Below are 17,899 nucleotides of genomic sequence, written 5' to 3'. Positions count from 1 at the left end.
GGATCACCGGGAGTAACAGGTCCAACTGGTTTAACAGGATCACCGGGAGTAACAGGAGTAACAGGAGTAACAGGTCCAACTGGTTTAACAGGATCACCGGGAGTAACAGGTCCAACCGGTTTAACGGGATCACCGGGAGTAACAGGTGCGACTGGTTTAACAGGGGCAACGGGTCCAACTGGAGTTATTGGACCAATAACAACAACTAATTTATTATTTTACACTTTTTCAGATGGAGAAAAACTTATATATACAGATTCAGATGGGATAGCTCAATATGGTACAACACACATATTACCTCCTGATGAGGTTTCCTATATTAATTTGTTTATTAATGGAATACTTCAACCACAACCATTATATCAGGTTAGTAATGGTCAGCTAACTTTATTGGATAATCAACCACCAACGCAAGGTTCTTCAATTATTTTGCAATTCATCATTATTAATTAAAAAAGACAGATTCTTAAATAAAAAGAATCTGTCTTTTTGTTCTACATTAAAGTAGATAAACTAAGTGACGATAAATTCGATTGTAATTGGAATTCCGCCGTCTAATGCATCTCCGCCAGGAATTGTAATAGCACCAGTAGGTCCAGTAGTAATACTGGAGTTCACACTAGGTTGAAGAATGCCGTTTACATAAAAGTTGTAATACGTAAAAGTCGGAAAAGCAGTTGCAGTAGTACCAGCATCGTTTAAACAAGCTGTAGCAGCAATTGCAAAAGCTGCACCTGTTCCAGCTCCTAGTGTAGATGTAAATCTTCTAGATGCCATAAATGGTTGGATGATTGGCAATTAATTCTCACTCCTTACAATATTTTATTAGAACGAAGTATAAAATAACTTGTCCACTATATTGTATGAGAGTTTTTTATAATAGAAACGGCTTCCCCTTTATAAGGTGAGCCCAATTTTAGTAAAGAAATGTTCTTTACTTATATGAAAAAATGATGTTGTTACTTGCGGAATGTATATTAATCGTAAATTCGAGTTTTGTATTCAACTTAAAATGTGTCTTTGGCTCTAAGGGATAAACGTGGAAAAATAAAATAAACTCTTAAGTTTAGGTGTTTAATCTAAGCAGTCAATTATTAAAAACATATAATTAATATGTGAGTCATGAACATAATTAAATAACGTTTTCAAGTTTGATTATCATTCATGTTTCCTATTTTAAGAGAAACATATAACTCAACTACTTTTTTCAATCGCATCTTTTATAGTACTTAGAATAGGAAAACACTCAACTATAAGAAAAGTAAGGAGGAAATAAATGAAACATAATGATTGTTTTGATCATAATAACTGCAATCCGATTGTTTTTTCAGCAGATTGTTGTAAAAATCCACAGTCAGTTCCTATTACTAGGGAACAATTAAGTCAATTAATTACTTTACTAAACTCATTAGTATCAGCTATTTCAGCATTTTTTGCAAATCCAAGTAATGCAAACAGATTAGTGTTACTCGATTTATTTAATCAATTTTTAATTTTCTTAAATTCCTTATTACCTTCTCCAGAAGTTAATTTTTTGAAACAATTAACTCAAAGTATTATAGTTTTATTACAATCTCCAGCACCTAATTTAGGACAATTGTCAACATTATTGCAACAATTTTATAGCGCCCTTGCACAATTCTTCTTCGCTTTAGATCTTATCCCTATATCCTGCAACTCAAATGTTGATTCTGCAACTTTACAACTTCTTTTTAATTTATTAATTCAATTAATCAATGCTACTCCAGGGGCGACAGGTCCAACAGGTCCAACAGGTCCAACAGGTCCAGCAGGAACCGGAGCAGGTCCAACGGGAGCAACAGGAGCAACAGGTCCAACAGGCCCAACAGGAGCGACAGGTCCAGCAGGTACTGGTGGAGCAACAGGAGTAACAGGAGCAACTGGCCCAACGGGAGCAACAGGAGTAACAGGAGCAACAGGCTTAACAGGAGCGACAGGTCCAACAGGAGCGACAGGTCCAACAGGTCCAACAGGAGCAACAGGTTTAACTGGTGCAACAGGCTTAACAGGAGCAACAGGAGCAACAGGTGGCGGAGCTATTATTCCATTCGCTTCAGGTACAACACCATCTGCGTTAGTTAACGCATTAGTAGCTAATACAGGAACTCTTCTTGGATTTGGATTTAGTCAGCCTGGCGTAGCTTTAACTGGTGGAACTAGTATCACTTTAGCGTTAGGTGTAGGTGATTATGCATTTGTAGCACCACGTGCAGGAACTATTACGTCATTAGCAGGTTTCTTTAGTGCAACAGCTGCATTAGCTCCAATATCACCTGTGCAAGTACAGATACAAATATTAACTGCACCAGCAGCAAGTAATACGTTTACAGTACAAGGCGCACCTCTATTATTAACACCAGCATTTGCCGCAATAGCGATTGGTTCTACAGCATCAGGGATCATAGCTGAAGCTATTCCAGTAGCAGCTGGGGATAAAATACTGTTATATGTTTCGTTAACAGCAGCAAGTCCAATAGCTGCAGTTGCTGGATTTGTAAGTGCAGGTATTAATATCGTTTAATTTGTTACAATGTCTGTTTGAAATTTAAATTGGCATTTGTATATAGCCCTTCCTAAGTTTATTAGGAGGGGCTATATTTTATGGGAAGATAGGTGATAAATTAATTGAGAAATTACTCTTTGTGAAGTTAGTATATAAGAAAAATCAGAATGCATGATTTATACTTTATTATTTATGGAATAAGTTAAATGATTTGAAAAAATTACCTATAAATAAAAAAGATGAATTCTATTAAAAATAGAATTCATCCATTTCATAAACGGTATACAAGGGAAGAAAGTTATTTATCGTGAGCGTTGAAATGTTATAGTTCAAATTAGTAATAAACTATTTGTTTTTATTACAGTTACATCCTTTTTTCTTTACATAGCCTTGTTCGGCTAAATCTCTTTGTGATTGGGAATTGGAAGATTGAGAATTCGAAGACTGAGAGGATGCTGATGAACTACTATTTTTATTATTAGAGTAGTTTTTTCGATAGTTATAATTACTCATAGTACTATCACCTCCAATTAAATATATAAATAGTATATGTATGTACTCTATTAATTGTTACGAAAAAAATAGGAATGGTAGATATACAATAAAAAATCTCCTACGTATTTTCCGAGGAGATCAATAATTGTCTATTAATGAAATAAATTAATATCCCCAGTAAAGAGGGAAATAGTATGAATCTTGGTAATATAAATTTTGTTGTTGGTTAGGAGGCTGAGTTGTTGGGGTTATCGTGCCGCGGTTCTGATTACAGTTTGCTGGAGGACCAATTACTGTAGTGGATTGAATAGGGGATATCGCTTGTTTCCATTGTTGTTCATCGAGACAGTAAGTATGAGCCATCATATTAGCGGGAGTTAATCTTAAAATATCAGAACCAAAAATAACTTCTGGGGTTGGGGCATTGAAAATAGCTAATAAGTGAGTACCATCTGCTGTAGCAATTTCATAATGCCACCACGCTTGTGGAATGTTGGCAACTTGCCCTGGTTTTATCGGTAAGTTTAATATTTGGTTTGTAAAAGGATTAAGTAAGGAAACAACAGCAGATCCTGAAATACAGTAAACAAGTTCAGCTGCATTTTGATGAATATGTGGCTCTACAACATTTCCTGTACTTAAATAGATATCTAATAAAGAAGTATTTTCTAAAGTATTTAATTGTTTTATGCCAAGTACGTTTATATAATTTTGGGCATCTTTCTTAAAAAAATTACTTTTATTTAAATCATGGGTGAAATTGGTTGAGGGGGAAGTGTAGTCGATATTAGAAGTCATTTGTATTACCCGCCTTTCTTATATTTTCATGCAATTTGAATTTAGGATATGAGTCTAGTTATTGAAATGTGAAAGCGTTGCTGCCCTTGGTTTGTAAAGTGATAAAAATGTTCATTTGAATGCACTATAATTACAAGAGTTGCATTGCGAAAAAAGGTGCTATTAATTACAATTAATGTAAAAGATAGCGCTTTTTTAATTTGGAGTACAAGGGGAGTGCAGAAAATGAATCATACTATTTTAAAAGAGTTGGAAGTTGAATTAAAAAATTACTTTCAACCGTTTTTGAATGCACCTGCAACAATAGAAGAAATTCAATATGCCGAAAGTGAAATGGGAATTGCGTTTCCAGATGAATTACGTAATCTTTATCTTGCACATAACGGTGAGGATAAATCAGGACCAGGGTTGTTTTTTGGTTTGCCATTTCTCTCGTTAGATGAAGTTTTGGATGAGTGGAGAATATGGAAAAGAATTGAAGAGGATGATTTTTTTAATTTTGATGCATTTTCAATACCAACAGAATATATTAAGGAAAGATATGTGAATCACAATTGGATACCTATTAGTAAAGATTATGGCGGTAACAATTTAGGAATAGATGTTGATCCAGATGAAAAGGGGAAAGTGGGACAAGTTATTAATTTTGGACGAGATGAAGAAGTGAAATATGTAATTGCAAATAGAATTTCAGATTTGTTACTATTTATTTTACAAACGCTAAAAAATAAAAATTTCACCATTCATCAAGAGGAAGATTATTTATATTGGAGTTATGGTGCTAATGATAATATACATTTTTTAGACGCTTTATTTAATATTGAATTACCTGTTTTACAGCCCCAATTTATATTTCAATCTGAAAATAACGTTAATGATTGGTACGATAGTTTAGATGAGAATTGGAGATGTATAGTGGGTGCATCTGAACGTGCAGACAGGTTTATTAGAGAGAAGAGATTATATTTAGGTGGAAAAGGGTTAGTAGATATTAGTCCATTACAGATGTGTACAGAAGTGAGAGAACTAATTTTATCCGGAAATGAAATTCGAGATTTAGCAGGATTAGAACGAATGAATTCTTTAAAGAAGTTATATTTAGTTAATAATCCGGTTCAAGATTTAACGCCAATCATACATCTAAAACACTTACAAGAAATGAATATAAAGAATACGAAGATAAATAATTTATCGGAACTTGTAGAAATGTCATCATTAAAAAAATTAAATATTACACATACTAGTATTCAAGATTTTTCGTTGCTACCGCAGTTTCAAAAATTAGAATCGCTTTCTGTACATATTTCAAATCGTGAGCAGCTCTATGCGATTTCGAAAGTAGATAATTTAAAGCATTTATATATTTTAGGTTTAGAGAATGTTAGTGAATTGGATTTGCTTGTTTTGCAAAATTTAAATAAGTTAATCACAATTGAATTTGAAAATAGCATCATTGCTAATTTAAATTGTTTTCAACACAATGCGTCAATTCAAAATATAAAATTGACAGATACAAAGGTAAAGGATGGAGCGGCATTAGGTAAAATGAATGGGCTAAAGGAATTAGAATTAGATGGCGCAACAATTGATAACCTTGAAACGATTTGTTGTTCGTATTCATTAGAAATATTTACAGGAACGTTTGAACAATTTTTTATGTTAAAAGACTCGTTTGATAGAAATATAGATTTTTCAAAAATAATTGGAGGAATGAGTGAAGAAGAAAGTGAAATTTGGCACCAGCATGTAATTGATTAGAAAATAACATTATTATGTAAATAAGTTTGTTTGTAGAAGGTGAAACTGTTTGACAGTTGATACTGCAATAAAGTGGTTAGGTGAAATAAATTATGTGTAACTGAATGTCACATCCCCCCTTAATCGTTCGTCTTGTATGTAGAACGTATAAGGAGGGATTTTATTATGAAAAATTTTGATGTAGCAATTGTTGGTGGTGGGCTTGCTGGATTAACAGCATCTATATATTTAGCGAAAGCTGGAAGGAAAGTTATTGTATTAGAAAAGTCCAGTCACTTCGGCGGCCGAGGGATGACTATAAATAAAAACGGCATTTGTATGAATCTTGGTGCACATGCTTTATATAGAGGTGGAGAAGCGTTTATAACTTTTAATGAGCTAGGAGTAAACCTTCCAGGTGGAATCCCATCTACAAAAGCACATGGAATATGGAAAATGGAATATGGAAAGGGGATATTTATACCATTCCAACAGATTTTCGCTCCATTTTATCAACACCGTTACTTTCATGGTCTGCAAAAGTACAGTTCGCTCGTCTTATGATTCATTTAGGAAACTTAGATGTAGGAAAAGTTCCGAAAATGAGCCTAACTACATGGGCAGAAAATGAAATTAAAGATCCAATGGTTCGAAATATATTTTATGCATTATGCCGAACAACAACATATACGTATGCTCCTACAATACAATTAGCATCTTCCGTACTAAAGCAAATACAGCTTTCTATGAAAGAAGGAGTACTTTATGTAGATGGTGGTTGGGAGACGATAATAACAAATTTAAGAGGAATAGCGAATACTAGTGGTGTACAATTTCTGGCTAAAAAGCATGTTTTAAAAATAGAGCATTGTGAAGGAAAACAAAGAATACAATGTTTTGACGATGAAGTATTTGAAGCAGGTGCAGTCATTGTAACAACTCCACCGAAAGAGGCATGTAAAATTATAAAAGGTACAGAAGGAACAAGTTTGCAAAAATGGAGTGAACAATCTATACAAGTGACCGTGGAAGCGTTAGATATTGGTTTAAAACAATTACCGAATCCTTTACATCATTTTGCATTGGGATTAGATCAACCTATATTTTTCACGAATCAATCGAGAGCAGCGAAATTAAGTGAAGATGGATCAATTGTAGTGAGTCTAATTAAATACCATAACCCTGTACTAGAACTGAATCATATTCAAGAAGAGAAAGAACAGTTAGAAAATATGATGGAATTGTTACATCCGAATTGGAAAAGAGAAGTTGTTGCACAGCAATATTTACCGAAAATAACGGTAGTATATGATTTTCCTCATATTGACCGTGTTGAAAAACCAGGCCCTAACATACCTGGAATGCCAGGTGTTTATGTTGCAGGAGATTGGGCTGGGCATGATGAAATATTAGCTGATGCTGCGGTGGCAAGCGGAAAACGTGCAGCGTTACACATATTAAAGCAATCCGAAAGTGAGGCAGTTCATCATGGAAACGGAGCAATTATATGAAACGTATCAATCATTATTATTTTCGTTAGCATATAGAATCCTTGGGAGTGTTATGGATGCTGAAGATATCGTCCATGACGTATTTATATCACTTAATAATATGGAGGACGTTCAAACTATAGAAAATATGAGAGCCTATTTATGTAAAATGGTAACAAATCGCTCAATTGACAAATTACGTTCGGCAGCACATAAACGGAACGTATATGTCGGAATGTGGTTGCCAGAGCCATTTGTGGAAGAGGTTGATGATCCATCAGAGTCATTTGTAATGAAAGAATCAATTTCTACGGCATATTTATTACTTTTACAACAATTGTCTGAGGTAGAGAGAGTTGTTTTCATATTAAGAGAGGTTTTCAGTTATGAATACGAAGAAATCGCTTCAATTGTAGATAAGAGTAGTGCGAACTGCCGAAAAATCTTTCAACGTGCAAGGAAAAGTATTTTGGGTAAGCCGAAGCAGTCAACATTAAGTACGAAGAAGATGGCTGCCTATGTGGAGAAATTTGTATCATCTTTGCAGTGTGGGGATGTACAAGGCATGTTAGAAGTATTAAAAACAGATGCGATATTAAAAGCTGATGGTGGTGGTAAAGCTACAACTGCAATCCATCCAATCTATTCTGCAGATAGAATTATACGTTTATTCTTTGGAATTGGGAAGAAGTTCCCGGAAGAGTACAATGTTGATTATAAGATGGTAAATGGAGCCCCAGGTGTTATTGTTAAAGTAAATAATAAAGTGACTTATGTGCTTTCATTTACATTTGAGAATGAGAAAATCTCAAACATTTATATGATGGTTAATCCTAAAAAACTTATGCACTTAAATGTAACGGTATAAAAAAAGACGCATTTCTTTAGAAGTGCGTCTTTTTTTTATTTCTCTAACATTTCAAGAGGTACATCTTTTTCGCCTGCTACCTCAAATTTAATTTCCCCATCTTCTTCATAAATACGTGAAATAATCGGTATAGTAATCATTAATTTTTTATGCTGTTTTCGTTTTCGAGCAGCATCTAAGCTAATCACGTTCATTGTAAGCATCCTTTCTTCTAGAAATATATAAACAAAAGAAAATGCGTCCGGAAAGGGCGCTTAATTGAATTTGAAATACCGATTCATTTAATTGGGGTTTATATGATTTAACAACTGCAATTGAATTAAAAATAGTATGAATGGAATAATTGCACGTAGAAATTAACTTTACCAAAAAACGAAACAATATGCTATAAAAAAATTCAAATCTTTGTCATATAACGAGAAAAAGGATTTCGTTTCGCATATAATGAAAGTAGACGGGCAGCAAGAGCTTTTTCATCATATTGCTTGGAAAGGCGATGAAAAGAATGGATACGTTAGATTCATTATTATTTCAACTTGAACAATATGGAGAAGAGCATGATCGAAATAAAAAAACACGGGAAGAAAAATTACGGAATATTTCTCGTGAGATGGGGCAATTTTTATCAATTTTAGTAAAAGGATGTAGCGCAAAAAGCATTTTAGAAATTGGAACTTCTAATGGTTATTCTACATTGTGGTTAGCTAGCGCGGTAGAAGAAACAAATGGAAATGTAACAACTGTAGAGCTTTCTTCAGAACGAGTTGGAGAGGCACTAGTCAATTTTGAAAAGGCAAACCTTTTACAAAGGATTGATGTTCATAATCAAGAAGCAGGGGCATTTTTAGATGTGCAACTAGATCATTCATTTGATTTTATTTTCCTAGATTCAGAACGGACGCAATACATGTGGTGGCTTGAGCATATAAAACGCATTTTACAACCAAAGGGTTTTCTTGTTGTTGATAACGCAACCTCTCATGCAAGTGAGTTAGCCGAGTTTAGAAAAATGATTGAAGAAGATGAAATGTTTGAAACGGTCTTATTGACATTTCAAAATGGAGCATTTGTAGCGCTTAAGAAGAGTTAGGATTGAGCGTAATATAATTATCACATTGAAAAAGGGTGTATGTCAAAAGATTGAGTACAGTAGGATGGGAAGGACGTAATTTATATACGTAACATAGAAAGAATCCGCCTTCAGCATGTTGTTCTCTAGGTCTTAAGTCTGAGGAAAATAATGTTGAGAACAGGTATACTTATACTAAGAAACAGGGAATGACTGCATAAACAGGCATTTCTAAAAAAATCGATTTCAAGCAGTTAGAATGTATATGAAATACGATATAATAGATGAAATATAGTGCATATAAATTCGCACATATAAATAAAGGAGCGATTTTGTTGACTGAACTCGAGAAAAAAGAACCTGTATCCATTGTGAAAGATAATAATGTAGAAGTAGTAGTAGATACAGTTATAAAAGATCAAGAATTAGAGGAACTGAATAAAGAAGCTGATCTTTATGTACAAAAATTAAATAGCGAGCAAAATACGGATTTATCAAAAGTATTGTCACAGCTAGGAGATTTAGGGGATAAAGAGCAACAAGCAGCAGGACAAACGTTATCAGCATTAAAACGTCCTGTAACAGCGATGATGAATGGAAAGAATGAAGAAATTCCAAATACATTGTTAGAATTACGCAAAGTGGTATCAGAGCTTGATCCGAATTCATTAAAAGCAAGTGGTATGAAGAAAATTATGTTTAAAGTATTCAAGAAAAATCCACTTGAAACATACGTGCATAAATATCAATCTATAGATAAACAAATTGAAGAGATTATAAGATCCCTTCTAATTGGTCGTGACAACTTACAAGAAGATACAGTGGGTCTTGAAATGCTTAAAGAACAATCGCATGATAAAATTCACGCTCTTGATAAACAAGTATACTTAGGCAGAAAACTCGCTGGTATGCTGGAAGCTGAGAAACAAAATCCAGAACGCCAAAGAGATATTCCATTAATTAACGATGCATTAGAAAAAATTCTAGTACGTACACGAAATATGCAGCAAGCGAAAAGTGTACTATTACAATCTATCGCATCTGTAGACATTATTAAGAAAAATAATGAAAAGTTAACAGAGGCAATTCGTAATGCAATTACGATGACGCAAAACGTTGTAACAGTTTCAGCTGCTATCCAGCTAGCGTTAACAAATCAGCGTAAAACAATTGATGCAGTGAATGCGACAAATGAAGCAATTGAATCAATGGTATTAAGTAACTCACAAGCATTAAAACAAAATACAGAAGAGACAACAAAACTTCTTGAAAATCCTGCTATTAGCATGGATAAATTACGTGAATCATTCCAAAATGTATTTGCTGCGATTGAAGCTTCTGAGAAATCATCAGAACGTATTATCGAGTCAAGTAAGAAGTTTGTAGTTGAATTAGACACATTTAATGATGAAATGAAACAAAAACTCATTCAGCGTCCAAGGAAATAACAGACTTTTAGAGGAGGTGAAAAAATGAGTTTCATTCAAACAGTATTAGTACTATTGGGTACATTGCTATTAATCGCATTTACTGTCGTTGTTTTAGTTGTATATTTCGGACGTAAACTGTATTTTTCATGGACGAAACCATATAAAAGAGCACATGATTCTTTAGATAAGTTATCGAATAAATCATTACCGTTTCTACAAGAATTTACACAACACCCACTCTTTTATCGCTGGATTCGTACGGAAGGAAAGAAAGAACAATATATATTAAACACTCTTTTTTGTGCATCGGGTCAACGTACGAGAGAGCAAGTATTCTCAATGTTACCGAAAGAAAAACAGAAAAAAGTACATGTAATGGCAAAAACAACGAAAAAACTTACTAATGAAGATATTGATGTAGCGGCGATGAAAGTAAAAGATTTTTTAAGACAAGAAACGCAGCAAACAGTAAAACCATCAGACCTTTCATTTTATAAATTGTATTTTTATGATCGATATCCAGATGCATTAAATACAATTCAAACGTATAAACGCTCAATAAACCCTTCATTACAAAGAACGGTTGATGAAATTACAATTTCAGTATTAAATGCCTTGCCGTATTATCAGGAGCAACGTATGTTTGAACAACAACATAAACTTGAAACGTTCTTAATGAAAGATTTAACAGCGATGCTATCGTTAGTCGTACAATTACCACCTTCACAACGACCAGAAAAAGAAGAAGAATTAAAAATCTACTTGCAAAATTTCCAAAAAGAAATGGAAGTAGTCGAGCGAGATATTCGTGACTCGATTGATCACGATTTGAATGTGAAGATGAGAGCAGCGACTGAGAAGTTTAAAAATAAATAAATGAAAAGCGCCTTAAAGCTATAGTTCTTAGCTTTTAAGGCGTTTTTTTATTAGTTGTTATTTTGCTTTAACGGTTGTATGACTAGAAGCAACACTTTCATTATGCAATCGATCAACTGCAGTTACTACATACGTGTAGGTTTCTCCAGAAATAGCTGTTTTATCTACATAAATCTCTCCAAGTTTTGTTTTTCTTACAGTAGTAAGTAAATGTTTTGGATTTTGTATATCCACTTCATTTTTTCCATTCACACGGTAAATGGCGTAATAAGCAGAGTCATTCTCTCTATTATCAATGATACCTACTGCAATACCTTCATCTCTTGGAATAGCACCTTTTAAAGTCGGTTGTTTTGGTGGATCATGATCAAGCCAAGGCATAGGCGGGATTAATGCAGGATGTTTATATATGTCGTTTGTGAGTCTATCTTTAATGCCTAGAGGATTGTTATTAATATCTTTTAAGCTGAAATGCATACTACCTTTTATCTCAGGGGATAACCGGTTTAATGTAATTTGTCTTGGATATTCTTCAGGATCAGACCAAGCGGGGACAGAATTATTATTAATTTTATAGGCTGCCTGACCGATGTATAGGTGAATCGGTTTATTATGTGTTTCTTTTACCCACCAATCTACTAATATGTCATATGCAGCTGGTGTGAAACCAATATTCCAATATATTTGCGGTGTAATGTAATCAATATAACCTTTTTGTATCCATTCACGTGTATCAGCATAAAGGTCATCATAGTTTCTTTGGCCTGCAGTTGTGTTAGAGCCAGTTGGATCGTCAGCTATATTTCGCCATACGCCGAACGGACTTATGCCAAACTTTACGTATGATTTTTCTTGTTTTATAGCAGTATTTAAATCTTTTACAAGTTCATTTACATTGTCACGTCGCCAATCCTCTATATTTGTAAATCTACCGTTATTATATGTTTCGTACGTTTTTTGATCGGGGAATTGTTCACCCGCTACTTTATATGGATAAAAATAATCATCCATATGTAGTGCATCAACATCGTAATTTTGTACAATTTCTAAAGCACCTTCTGTTATAAATTTTTTCACTTCTGGAATACCAGGGTTGTAATATAATTTCCCGCCATAAGGTACAACCCAATCCGGATGCTGTTTTGCAGGGTGATTATTCGTTAATCGATTTATATCAGTGTGATTCATCGTTATTCGATATGGATTAATCCATGCGTGGAATTCTATATTTCTTTTATGTGCTTCTTCAATCATAAATGCGAGTGGATCATATCCAGGGTCTTTTCCTTGTGTCCCCGTAATGTATTCAGACCAAGGACCGTAATTTGAAGGATAAAAAGCATCAGCAGTTGGTTTAATTTGTACAACAACTGCATTCATACCAGTGTTTTTTACATCGTCTAATAATCTAATAAATTCTTGCTTCTGATTTCCGATGGGTAAGCCAGTTTTTGAGGGCCAATCAATATTAAGAACAGATGCGATCCATACAGCACGTAATTCATGTTTTTTATACGTAGTATTTACTTCAGCATAAGTAGAGTGAGGAGAAATAAAAGAGAAAGGAATAAAAAAGATGACGATACAACATATCACTAATAAACGTTTCATGATTATTTATACGCCTCCCTATTATATGGTTAGCTAATATGATATCCGAGGTGAGGTTGTACTTACAATTGAGAAAAATAAATATTGAAACATTAATTTAATAGGAAAAATATTTTTACTGAAATTTACTTTCAATATAACTAAATTCTTTTACTTCTTCATATGCTTGTTAGTAAAGTGAAACTCCCTTTCATCCGAAGGGGATAATTTATAAGTATAGGAGGATTAATAAATGAAGGTTTTATTCGTTTGTTCTGGAGGGATGTCCAGTGCAATTGTTGTAAACGCTTTAAAAAAAGAGGCGGAGAAAAAAGGTGTAAACATGGAAGTCCATGCCATTGGAACAAGTGAGATAGAGGAAGAAGTAAAGAATGGCTGGGACGTTGTAATGGTTGCACCTCAAGTAAGACATAGATTTGACTCTGTTAAAAAATTCGCAGAAGAGGAATCTATCCCGTGCGGTATCATACCGCCACAAGCATACACGCCGCTTGGCGGACCGACTTTATTAAAAACTGTAAATGATTTAATTAGTTAGGGGGAAGCGTTATGAATAAATTTGTCACGTTTCTTGATAGAAACTTATCTGGACCGATGGCAAGGCTTTCTGAACAGAGGCATTTACAAGCAATCCGTGATGGAGTTATTTCAGCGTTACCATTTATTATTGTAGGAAGTTTCTTTTTAATCGTAGCATTTCCACCATTACCGAAAGATAGTTTCATATCTGTTTGGGCATTAAAAAATCAAACAAGTATATTAATACCATATCGTTTAACGATGTTTATTATGTCTTTATATATAGCATTTGGAATAGGATATAATTTAGCGAAAAGTTATAAGCTAGATGCTTTATCAGGAGCACAGCTTGCAGTATGTTCATTACTCTTAACATTAACGCCTGAATTAATTGATAAAAAAGGGTTTATGCTTCCGATGACAAATCTCGGGGGTCATGGATTATTCGTGACAATGATTGTTTCTATTTTATCAGTTGAGATATTAAGATTTTGTAAGACGAAAAATGTAATGATTAAAATGCCAGAACAAGTACCGCCGTCTGTTTCACGTTCGTTTGAAGCACTTATACCTGCTGCATTCGTTATTATTTTAATGAGTTTAGTAACTGTCGTTTTTAGTATTGATTTACATCATGTAGTTGATAAATTAGCGGCACCGTTAGTAAAAGCTGGTGATAGTTACTTCGGTGTAATCATTCCAGTATTTTTAATTACATTTTTTTGGTCATTCGGAATCCATGGTGTGTCGGTTGTTGGAACTGTTGCCCGGCCATTATGGGAAGTATATTTAGGGAAAAATGGTGAAGCAGTTGCTAGTGGCGCAAATCAGTTACCATTCATTTCACCAGAACCATTATACCAATGGTTTATATGGATTGGTGGTTCGGGCGCAACGCTAGGACTTGTATTAGCCATGATCGTATTTGGTAGATCGAAATATTCGAAAGCATTATCGAGAAGTTGTATTGTACCTGGTATTTTTAATATTAATGAACCTGTTATTTTTGGATTGCCAATCGTACTAAACCCAATATTAATTATCCCATTTATCATTACACCACTAGTAACAGCAACTATTGCATACTCAGCAACTGCGATGGGATTTGTTACACCAACACATATAATGCCTCCATGGACATTACCAGCTCCAATTGGTGCATATTTAGCAACAGGTGGGGATTGGAGAGCGATTGTACTCGTATTTATAAACATAACAATATCATTCCTTATTTATTTACCATTCTTTAAAATGTACGACAAAAACATGCTTGAAATTGAGAAAAATGGTGATGGGGAATCTGTTAATCCGTAAGTTTTATATTTTATTTTTGAGTGATAGGCATTTTGTCTATCACTTCTTTCACATGAAGTCCAGAGAGGGTGAAATGGAATGAATATAAAATTTAGTTATAAAGGTGTATTTTTATTATTATTTGGAGTGATATGTGCAAATTTACTTTTTGTACCTTTATTAAGAATGCTAGATTTATCACAAATGCATAGTATATGGCTCGTTACAAGCATTGCGGCAAGTATTTTGCTTACAGTAGTTGTTTCTTTCATTGATGGATCGTTCGCATCGAAAGCTCAGTTGTTTTATAGATTTATATTATTTTCGATCGGTTGTACGTTTGTAACTTACATGATTGTTTTTTAGTAAATAGGAGGTCATGCATATTATGTATATTGCAGGGATAATGTCCGGTACTTCGTTAGACGGAATAGATGTAGCACTCGTTCATATAGAAGGAAGCGGTGTAGATTCTAAAGTTGAACTCATCCATTTTACTACAGTTCCATTTTATAATGATATGAAAAATGAGATCCAGCAGGCGTTATCAATAGAAAATTCAAATGTACAACTCATATGCAGTTTAAATTTCAAACTCGGTTTATGCTTCGCAGGTGTTGTAAAGGAAGTTTGTAAAGAGGTCAATTTTCCTTTGAAACAATTAGATTTAATAGGTTCTCATGGACAAACGATTTATCATCAGCCAAAGCAAGATGGTAATATGATTCCTTCCACATTGCAAATTGGAGAACCAGCAGTTATAGCATATGAAACGAATACGACGGTTATTTCTAATTTTCGAACGATGGATATCGCAGCAGGGGGACAAGGTGCACCACTTGTACCATATTCGGAAATCATTTTGTATCGTCATCAAACTAAAAATAGACTACTACAAAATATTGGCGGGATCGGTAATGTTACCGTAATACCAAGTCACCTAAGTGATAAAAGCGTTATAGCTTTTGATACTGGTCCAGGTAATATGGTAATGGATGAAGTATGTCAAAGGCTATTTCAGTTGTCATATGATCAAAATGGTAAGATTGCAAAACAGGGAGTAGTTGTAGATGAAATTTTGACATATTGTATGAATCATCCATTTTTAAAAATGAATCCACCGAAATCAACTGGTAGAGAACAGTTTGGAGAAGAATTTGTCAGTGAGTTGTTGAAGCAGTATGAAAAGCATAGTAAAGAAAATATATTGACGACTGTCACGATGTTTACAGCAAGTTCAATCGTTCATCAGTATAAGGAGTTTATTCTGCCGTATTATGAAATCGATGAGGTGATTTTAGGCGGTGGTGGCAGTTATAATCGTACACTTGTTGAAATGATACGGTATGGATTGAAGGATGAAAAATGCGCCATATTCATTCAAGAAGATATAGGCTATTCTTCAGAGGCGAAAGAAGCAATCGCCTTTGCCATTTTAGCAAACGAAACGTATCATCGTAATCCGAGTAATGTGCCAAGTGCAACAGGTGCAAAGCAATCTGTTGTTTTAGGGAATATAACATTCCCTCCAATTTGAAGAGAATGAGGCGAACATATGAAATATATGATTGGAGTAGACGGCGGGGGAACAAAGACAGAAGCAATTGCATTTAATCAAGACGGAAGTGAACTTGAAAGGGCTACGAGTGGTTTTGGAAATATATTAATAGATTTTGAAGAAGCACTTTTTCATATTATGGAAGCGATTGATCAATGCCAGAGAGGGTTATTAAATGGGAATTGCGTTTGTATTTGTTTAGGATTAGCGGGTGTAAGTGGAGCAAATACGAATGAATTAACATTACGTCTAAAAAAGAAGTACGGAACACAAATTGAAGTTTTTAATGACGCAATGATTGCTCATGCAGCTGCTTTAAAAGGAAAGGATGGAATTTTAACAATTGGCGGTACAGGGGCGATTTGTTTAGGAAAGAAAGGAGAAGTGTACGAGTATAGCGGTGGATGGGGACATATTTTAGGAGATGAAGGAAGCGGATATTGGATTGCGTTACAAGGTTTAAAGAGAATGGCAAATCAATTTGATCAAGGAGTTCCACTTTGCCCATTAAGCTTAAGAATTCAAGAAGAGTTTCAACTTTTGACATCGTCTCATATAAAAAGACTAGTATATAGTTTTTCAAAAGATAAAGTTGCAGCAATCACACCATTCATTATTGAGGAAGCGAGAAATGGGAATGATGATGCACATGAAATTATGGTGCAAGCGGCTACGGAATTAACGAGAATTACGGTGAATATTTACAATAAGATGCAGTTTGATTTATCAACTTCAATTGCAGTAAGTGGCAGTATATTACGTTTCGTTCCTGAAATATATGCTGAATTTAAGAAATGCTGCGAGAAAAGTATGGGAGAAGTTATATTTGTATCACCATCAGAACTAGCAGTGAAAGGAACCTATTACTTAATGAATAATTTATATTTTAATAAATAGCGGTATGAGAATTTTTGTATGATTTGTAAAAATATGATGTTAAAATGTATAAAGGGATGTAAAGTAAGAAAAGTACAATATACATAGTCATTGAATATTGTATAAGTACTCCCATGTAGAAAGTGAATGATTACATGATTAATAGTATACAATTTTTGTATTTGGTGGCTTCTTATTTATTTGGAAACATATTGACCGCTTATATAGTGACGAAATGGAAACATAATGTTGATATTCGGCAGGAAGGAAGCGGCAATCCTGGCGCAAGAAATATGGGGCGCGTATATGGAAAAGGTTATTTCGTCGCTACATTTTTAGGTGATGCGATCAAAGGGGCAATCGTAGTTTCTATTGCAAAATACCTTTTTGAAGATTCTACATTTGTAATGTTAGCTTTACTGGCTGTTTTACTTGGACATATTTACCCGATTGTATTTAAAGGCAAGGGTGGAAAAGGGATTTCAACATTTATTGGAGGATTAATTGCATTTGATTATTTGATAGCGCTTACCCTTGTTACTGTTTTCATTATATTTTATTTAATCTTTAAAGGATTTACTAAGCCAGGACTAATTACAATCGCTTGTTTACCAGTGTGCATGATTTTGTATTCTTACTCTATTGTTACGACTATTTTAAGTGCACTTATCATTGTACTTATTTTATATGTAAATCGAGAATGAAATGAACTTTTTATAAGTGGAGTTAATCTCCACTTATAATTTTTATTAAAT

17 protein-coding genes and 1 pseudogene are annotated in these 17,899 nt (G+C 34.1%); 14 read left to right on the top strand and 4 right to left on the bottom strand.

Translation table 11 applies throughout. The features are described 5' to 3' along the window. On the top strand, positions 1-453 hold a 453-nt coding region (locus tag DT250_RS15615), incomplete at its 5' end, for a DUF4183 domain-containing protein (RefSeq protein WP_149213318.1). 60 nt (positions 454-513) lie between these two features. Here DT250_RS15615 and DT250_RS15610 read toward each other — a convergent pair. Next, on the bottom strand, positions 514-798 hold the full coding sequence (locus DT250_RS15610) for a DUF4183 domain-containing protein (RefSeq protein WP_088063353.1): 285 nt from the start codon (positions 796-798) through the stop codon (positions 514-516). Between the two features lie 478 nt (positions 799-1,276). Between DT250_RS15610 and exsJ the strand changes: the two genes are divergently transcribed. Continuing rightward, complete coding sequence (gene exsJ / locus DT250_RS15605; protein WP_179952845.1) at positions 1,277-2,542, top strand: exosporium protein ExsJ; 1,266 nt, start codon at positions 1,277-1,279, stop codon at positions 2,540-2,542. A gap of 642 nt (positions 2,543-3,184) precedes the next feature. Here the strand turns inward: exsJ and DT250_RS15600 are convergent. Further along, a complete protein-coding gene (locus DT250_RS15600) occupies positions 3,185-3,817 on the bottom strand; it encodes a cupin domain-containing protein (protein WP_046955871.1) in 633 nt (210 codons plus the stop codon). Positions 3,818-4,042: 225 nt separating this feature from the next. Between DT250_RS15600 and DT250_RS15595 the strand changes: the two genes are divergently transcribed. The 3 genes and pseudogenes from DT250_RS15595 (at position 4,043) to DT250_RS15585 (ending at position 7,912) form a co-directional block, all read left to right on the top strand. After that, a complete protein-coding gene (locus DT250_RS15595; protein WP_149213317.1) occupies positions 4,043-5,575 on the top strand; it encodes an SMI1/KNR4 family protein in 1,533 nt (510 codons plus the stop codon). A gap of 165 nt (positions 5,576-5,740) precedes the next feature. Then, positions 5,741-7,065, top strand: a pseudogene (locus DT250_RS15590) (phytoene desaturase family protein). Next, complete coding sequence (locus DT250_RS15585) at positions 7,043-7,912, top strand: sigma-70 family RNA polymerase sigma factor (RefSeq protein WP_149213316.1); 870 nt, start codon at positions 7,043-7,045, stop codon at positions 7,910-7,912. The pseudogene DT250_RS15590 and the gene DT250_RS15585 overlap by 23 nt, the downstream one beginning before the upstream one ends. A gap of 35 nt (positions 7,913-7,947) precedes the next feature. On the opposite strand, the gene DT250_RS31690 is transcribed toward DT250_RS15585, so the two are convergent. After that, positions 7,948-8,106: a hypothetical protein gene (locus DT250_RS31690; protein ID WP_001100983.1), complete on the bottom strand. Its 159-nt coding sequence runs from the start codon at positions 8,104-8,106 to the stop codon at positions 7,948-7,950. 302 nt (positions 8,107-8,408) lie between these two features. Between DT250_RS31690 and DT250_RS15580 the strand changes: the two genes are divergently transcribed. The 3 genes from DT250_RS15580 to DT250_RS15570 all read left to right on the top strand — a co-directional run bounded on the left by DT250_RS15580 (position 8,409) and on the right by DT250_RS15570 (position 11,287). After that, positions 8,409-9,002, top strand: a complete 594-nt coding sequence (locus DT250_RS15580) for an O-methyltransferase (RefSeq protein WP_088063428.1) — start codon at positions 8,409-8,411, stop codon at positions 9,000-9,002. 314 nt (positions 9,003-9,316) lie between these two features. Then, the gene (locus DT250_RS15575; RefSeq protein WP_000137411.1) at positions 9,317-10,429 is read left to right on the top strand and encodes a toxic anion resistance protein; all 1,113 of its coding nucleotides are present in this window, start codon (positions 9,317-9,319) and stop codon (positions 10,427-10,429) included. A 24-nt stretch (positions 10,430-10,453) separates the two neighbouring features. Continuing rightward, entirely contained in the window at positions 10,454-11,287 is an 834-nt protein-coding gene (locus DT250_RS15570; RefSeq protein ID WP_088063358.1) for a DUF3974 domain-containing protein, read from the top strand. A gap of 57 nt (positions 11,288-11,344) precedes the next feature. Here the strand turns inward: DT250_RS15570 and DT250_RS15565 are convergent, their stop codons facing one another. Next, the gene (locus tag DT250_RS15565) at positions 11,345-12,904 is read right to left on the bottom strand and encodes a glycoside hydrolase family 10-like protein (RefSeq protein ID WP_088063359.1); all 1,560 of its coding nucleotides are present in this window, start codon (positions 12,902-12,904) and stop codon (positions 11,345-11,347) included. Positions 12,905-13,130: 226 nt separating this feature from the next. Between DT250_RS15565 and DT250_RS15560 the strand changes: the two genes are divergently transcribed. The 6 genes from DT250_RS15560 (at position 13,131) to plsY (ending at position 17,848) form a co-directional block, all read left to right on the top strand. Further along, entirely contained in the window at positions 13,131-13,436 is a 306-nt protein-coding gene (locus DT250_RS15560; RefSeq protein WP_000865895.1) for a PTS sugar transporter subunit IIB, read from the top strand. An 11-nt stretch (positions 13,437-13,447) separates the two neighbouring features. Beyond that, a complete protein-coding gene (locus DT250_RS15555) occupies positions 13,448-14,731 on the top strand; it encodes a PTS sugar transporter subunit IIC (RefSeq protein ID WP_048546835.1) in 1,284 nt (427 codons plus the stop codon). A 78-nt stretch (positions 14,732-14,809) separates the two neighbouring features. Continuing rightward, positions 14,810-15,076, top strand: coding sequence for a hypothetical protein (locus DT250_RS15550; protein ID WP_060488784.1), 267 nt, complete (start codon positions 14,810-14,812; stop codon positions 15,074-15,076). Positions 15,077-15,098: 22 nt separating this feature from the next. Next, the gene (gene anmK / locus DT250_RS15545; protein WP_088609924.1) at positions 15,099-16,247 is read left to right on the top strand and encodes an anhydro-N-acetylmuramic acid kinase AnmK; all 1,149 of its coding nucleotides are present in this window, start codon (positions 15,099-15,101) and stop codon (positions 16,245-16,247) included. An 18-nt stretch (positions 16,248-16,265) separates the two neighbouring features. Continuing rightward, positions 16,266-17,165, top strand: coding sequence for a BadF/BadG/BcrA/BcrD ATPase family protein (locus DT250_RS15540; protein WP_149213315.1), 900 nt, complete (start codon positions 16,266-16,268; stop codon positions 17,163-17,165). 134 nt (positions 17,166-17,299) lie between these two features. Then, a complete protein-coding gene (gene plsY, locus DT250_RS15535; RefSeq protein WP_149213314.1) occupies positions 17,300-17,848 on the top strand; it encodes a glycerol-3-phosphate 1-O-acyltransferase PlsY in 549 nt (182 codons plus the stop codon). Positions 17,849-17,899 lie beyond the last annotated feature (51 nt).

It is taken from the genome of Bacillus sp. AR2-1 (assembly GCF_008368755.1).
Lineage (GTDB): Bacteria > Bacillota > Bacilli > Bacillales > Bacillaceae_G > Bacillus_A > Bacillus_A wiedmannii.
This window is presented reverse-complemented; position numbering and strand designations above follow the sequence as displayed.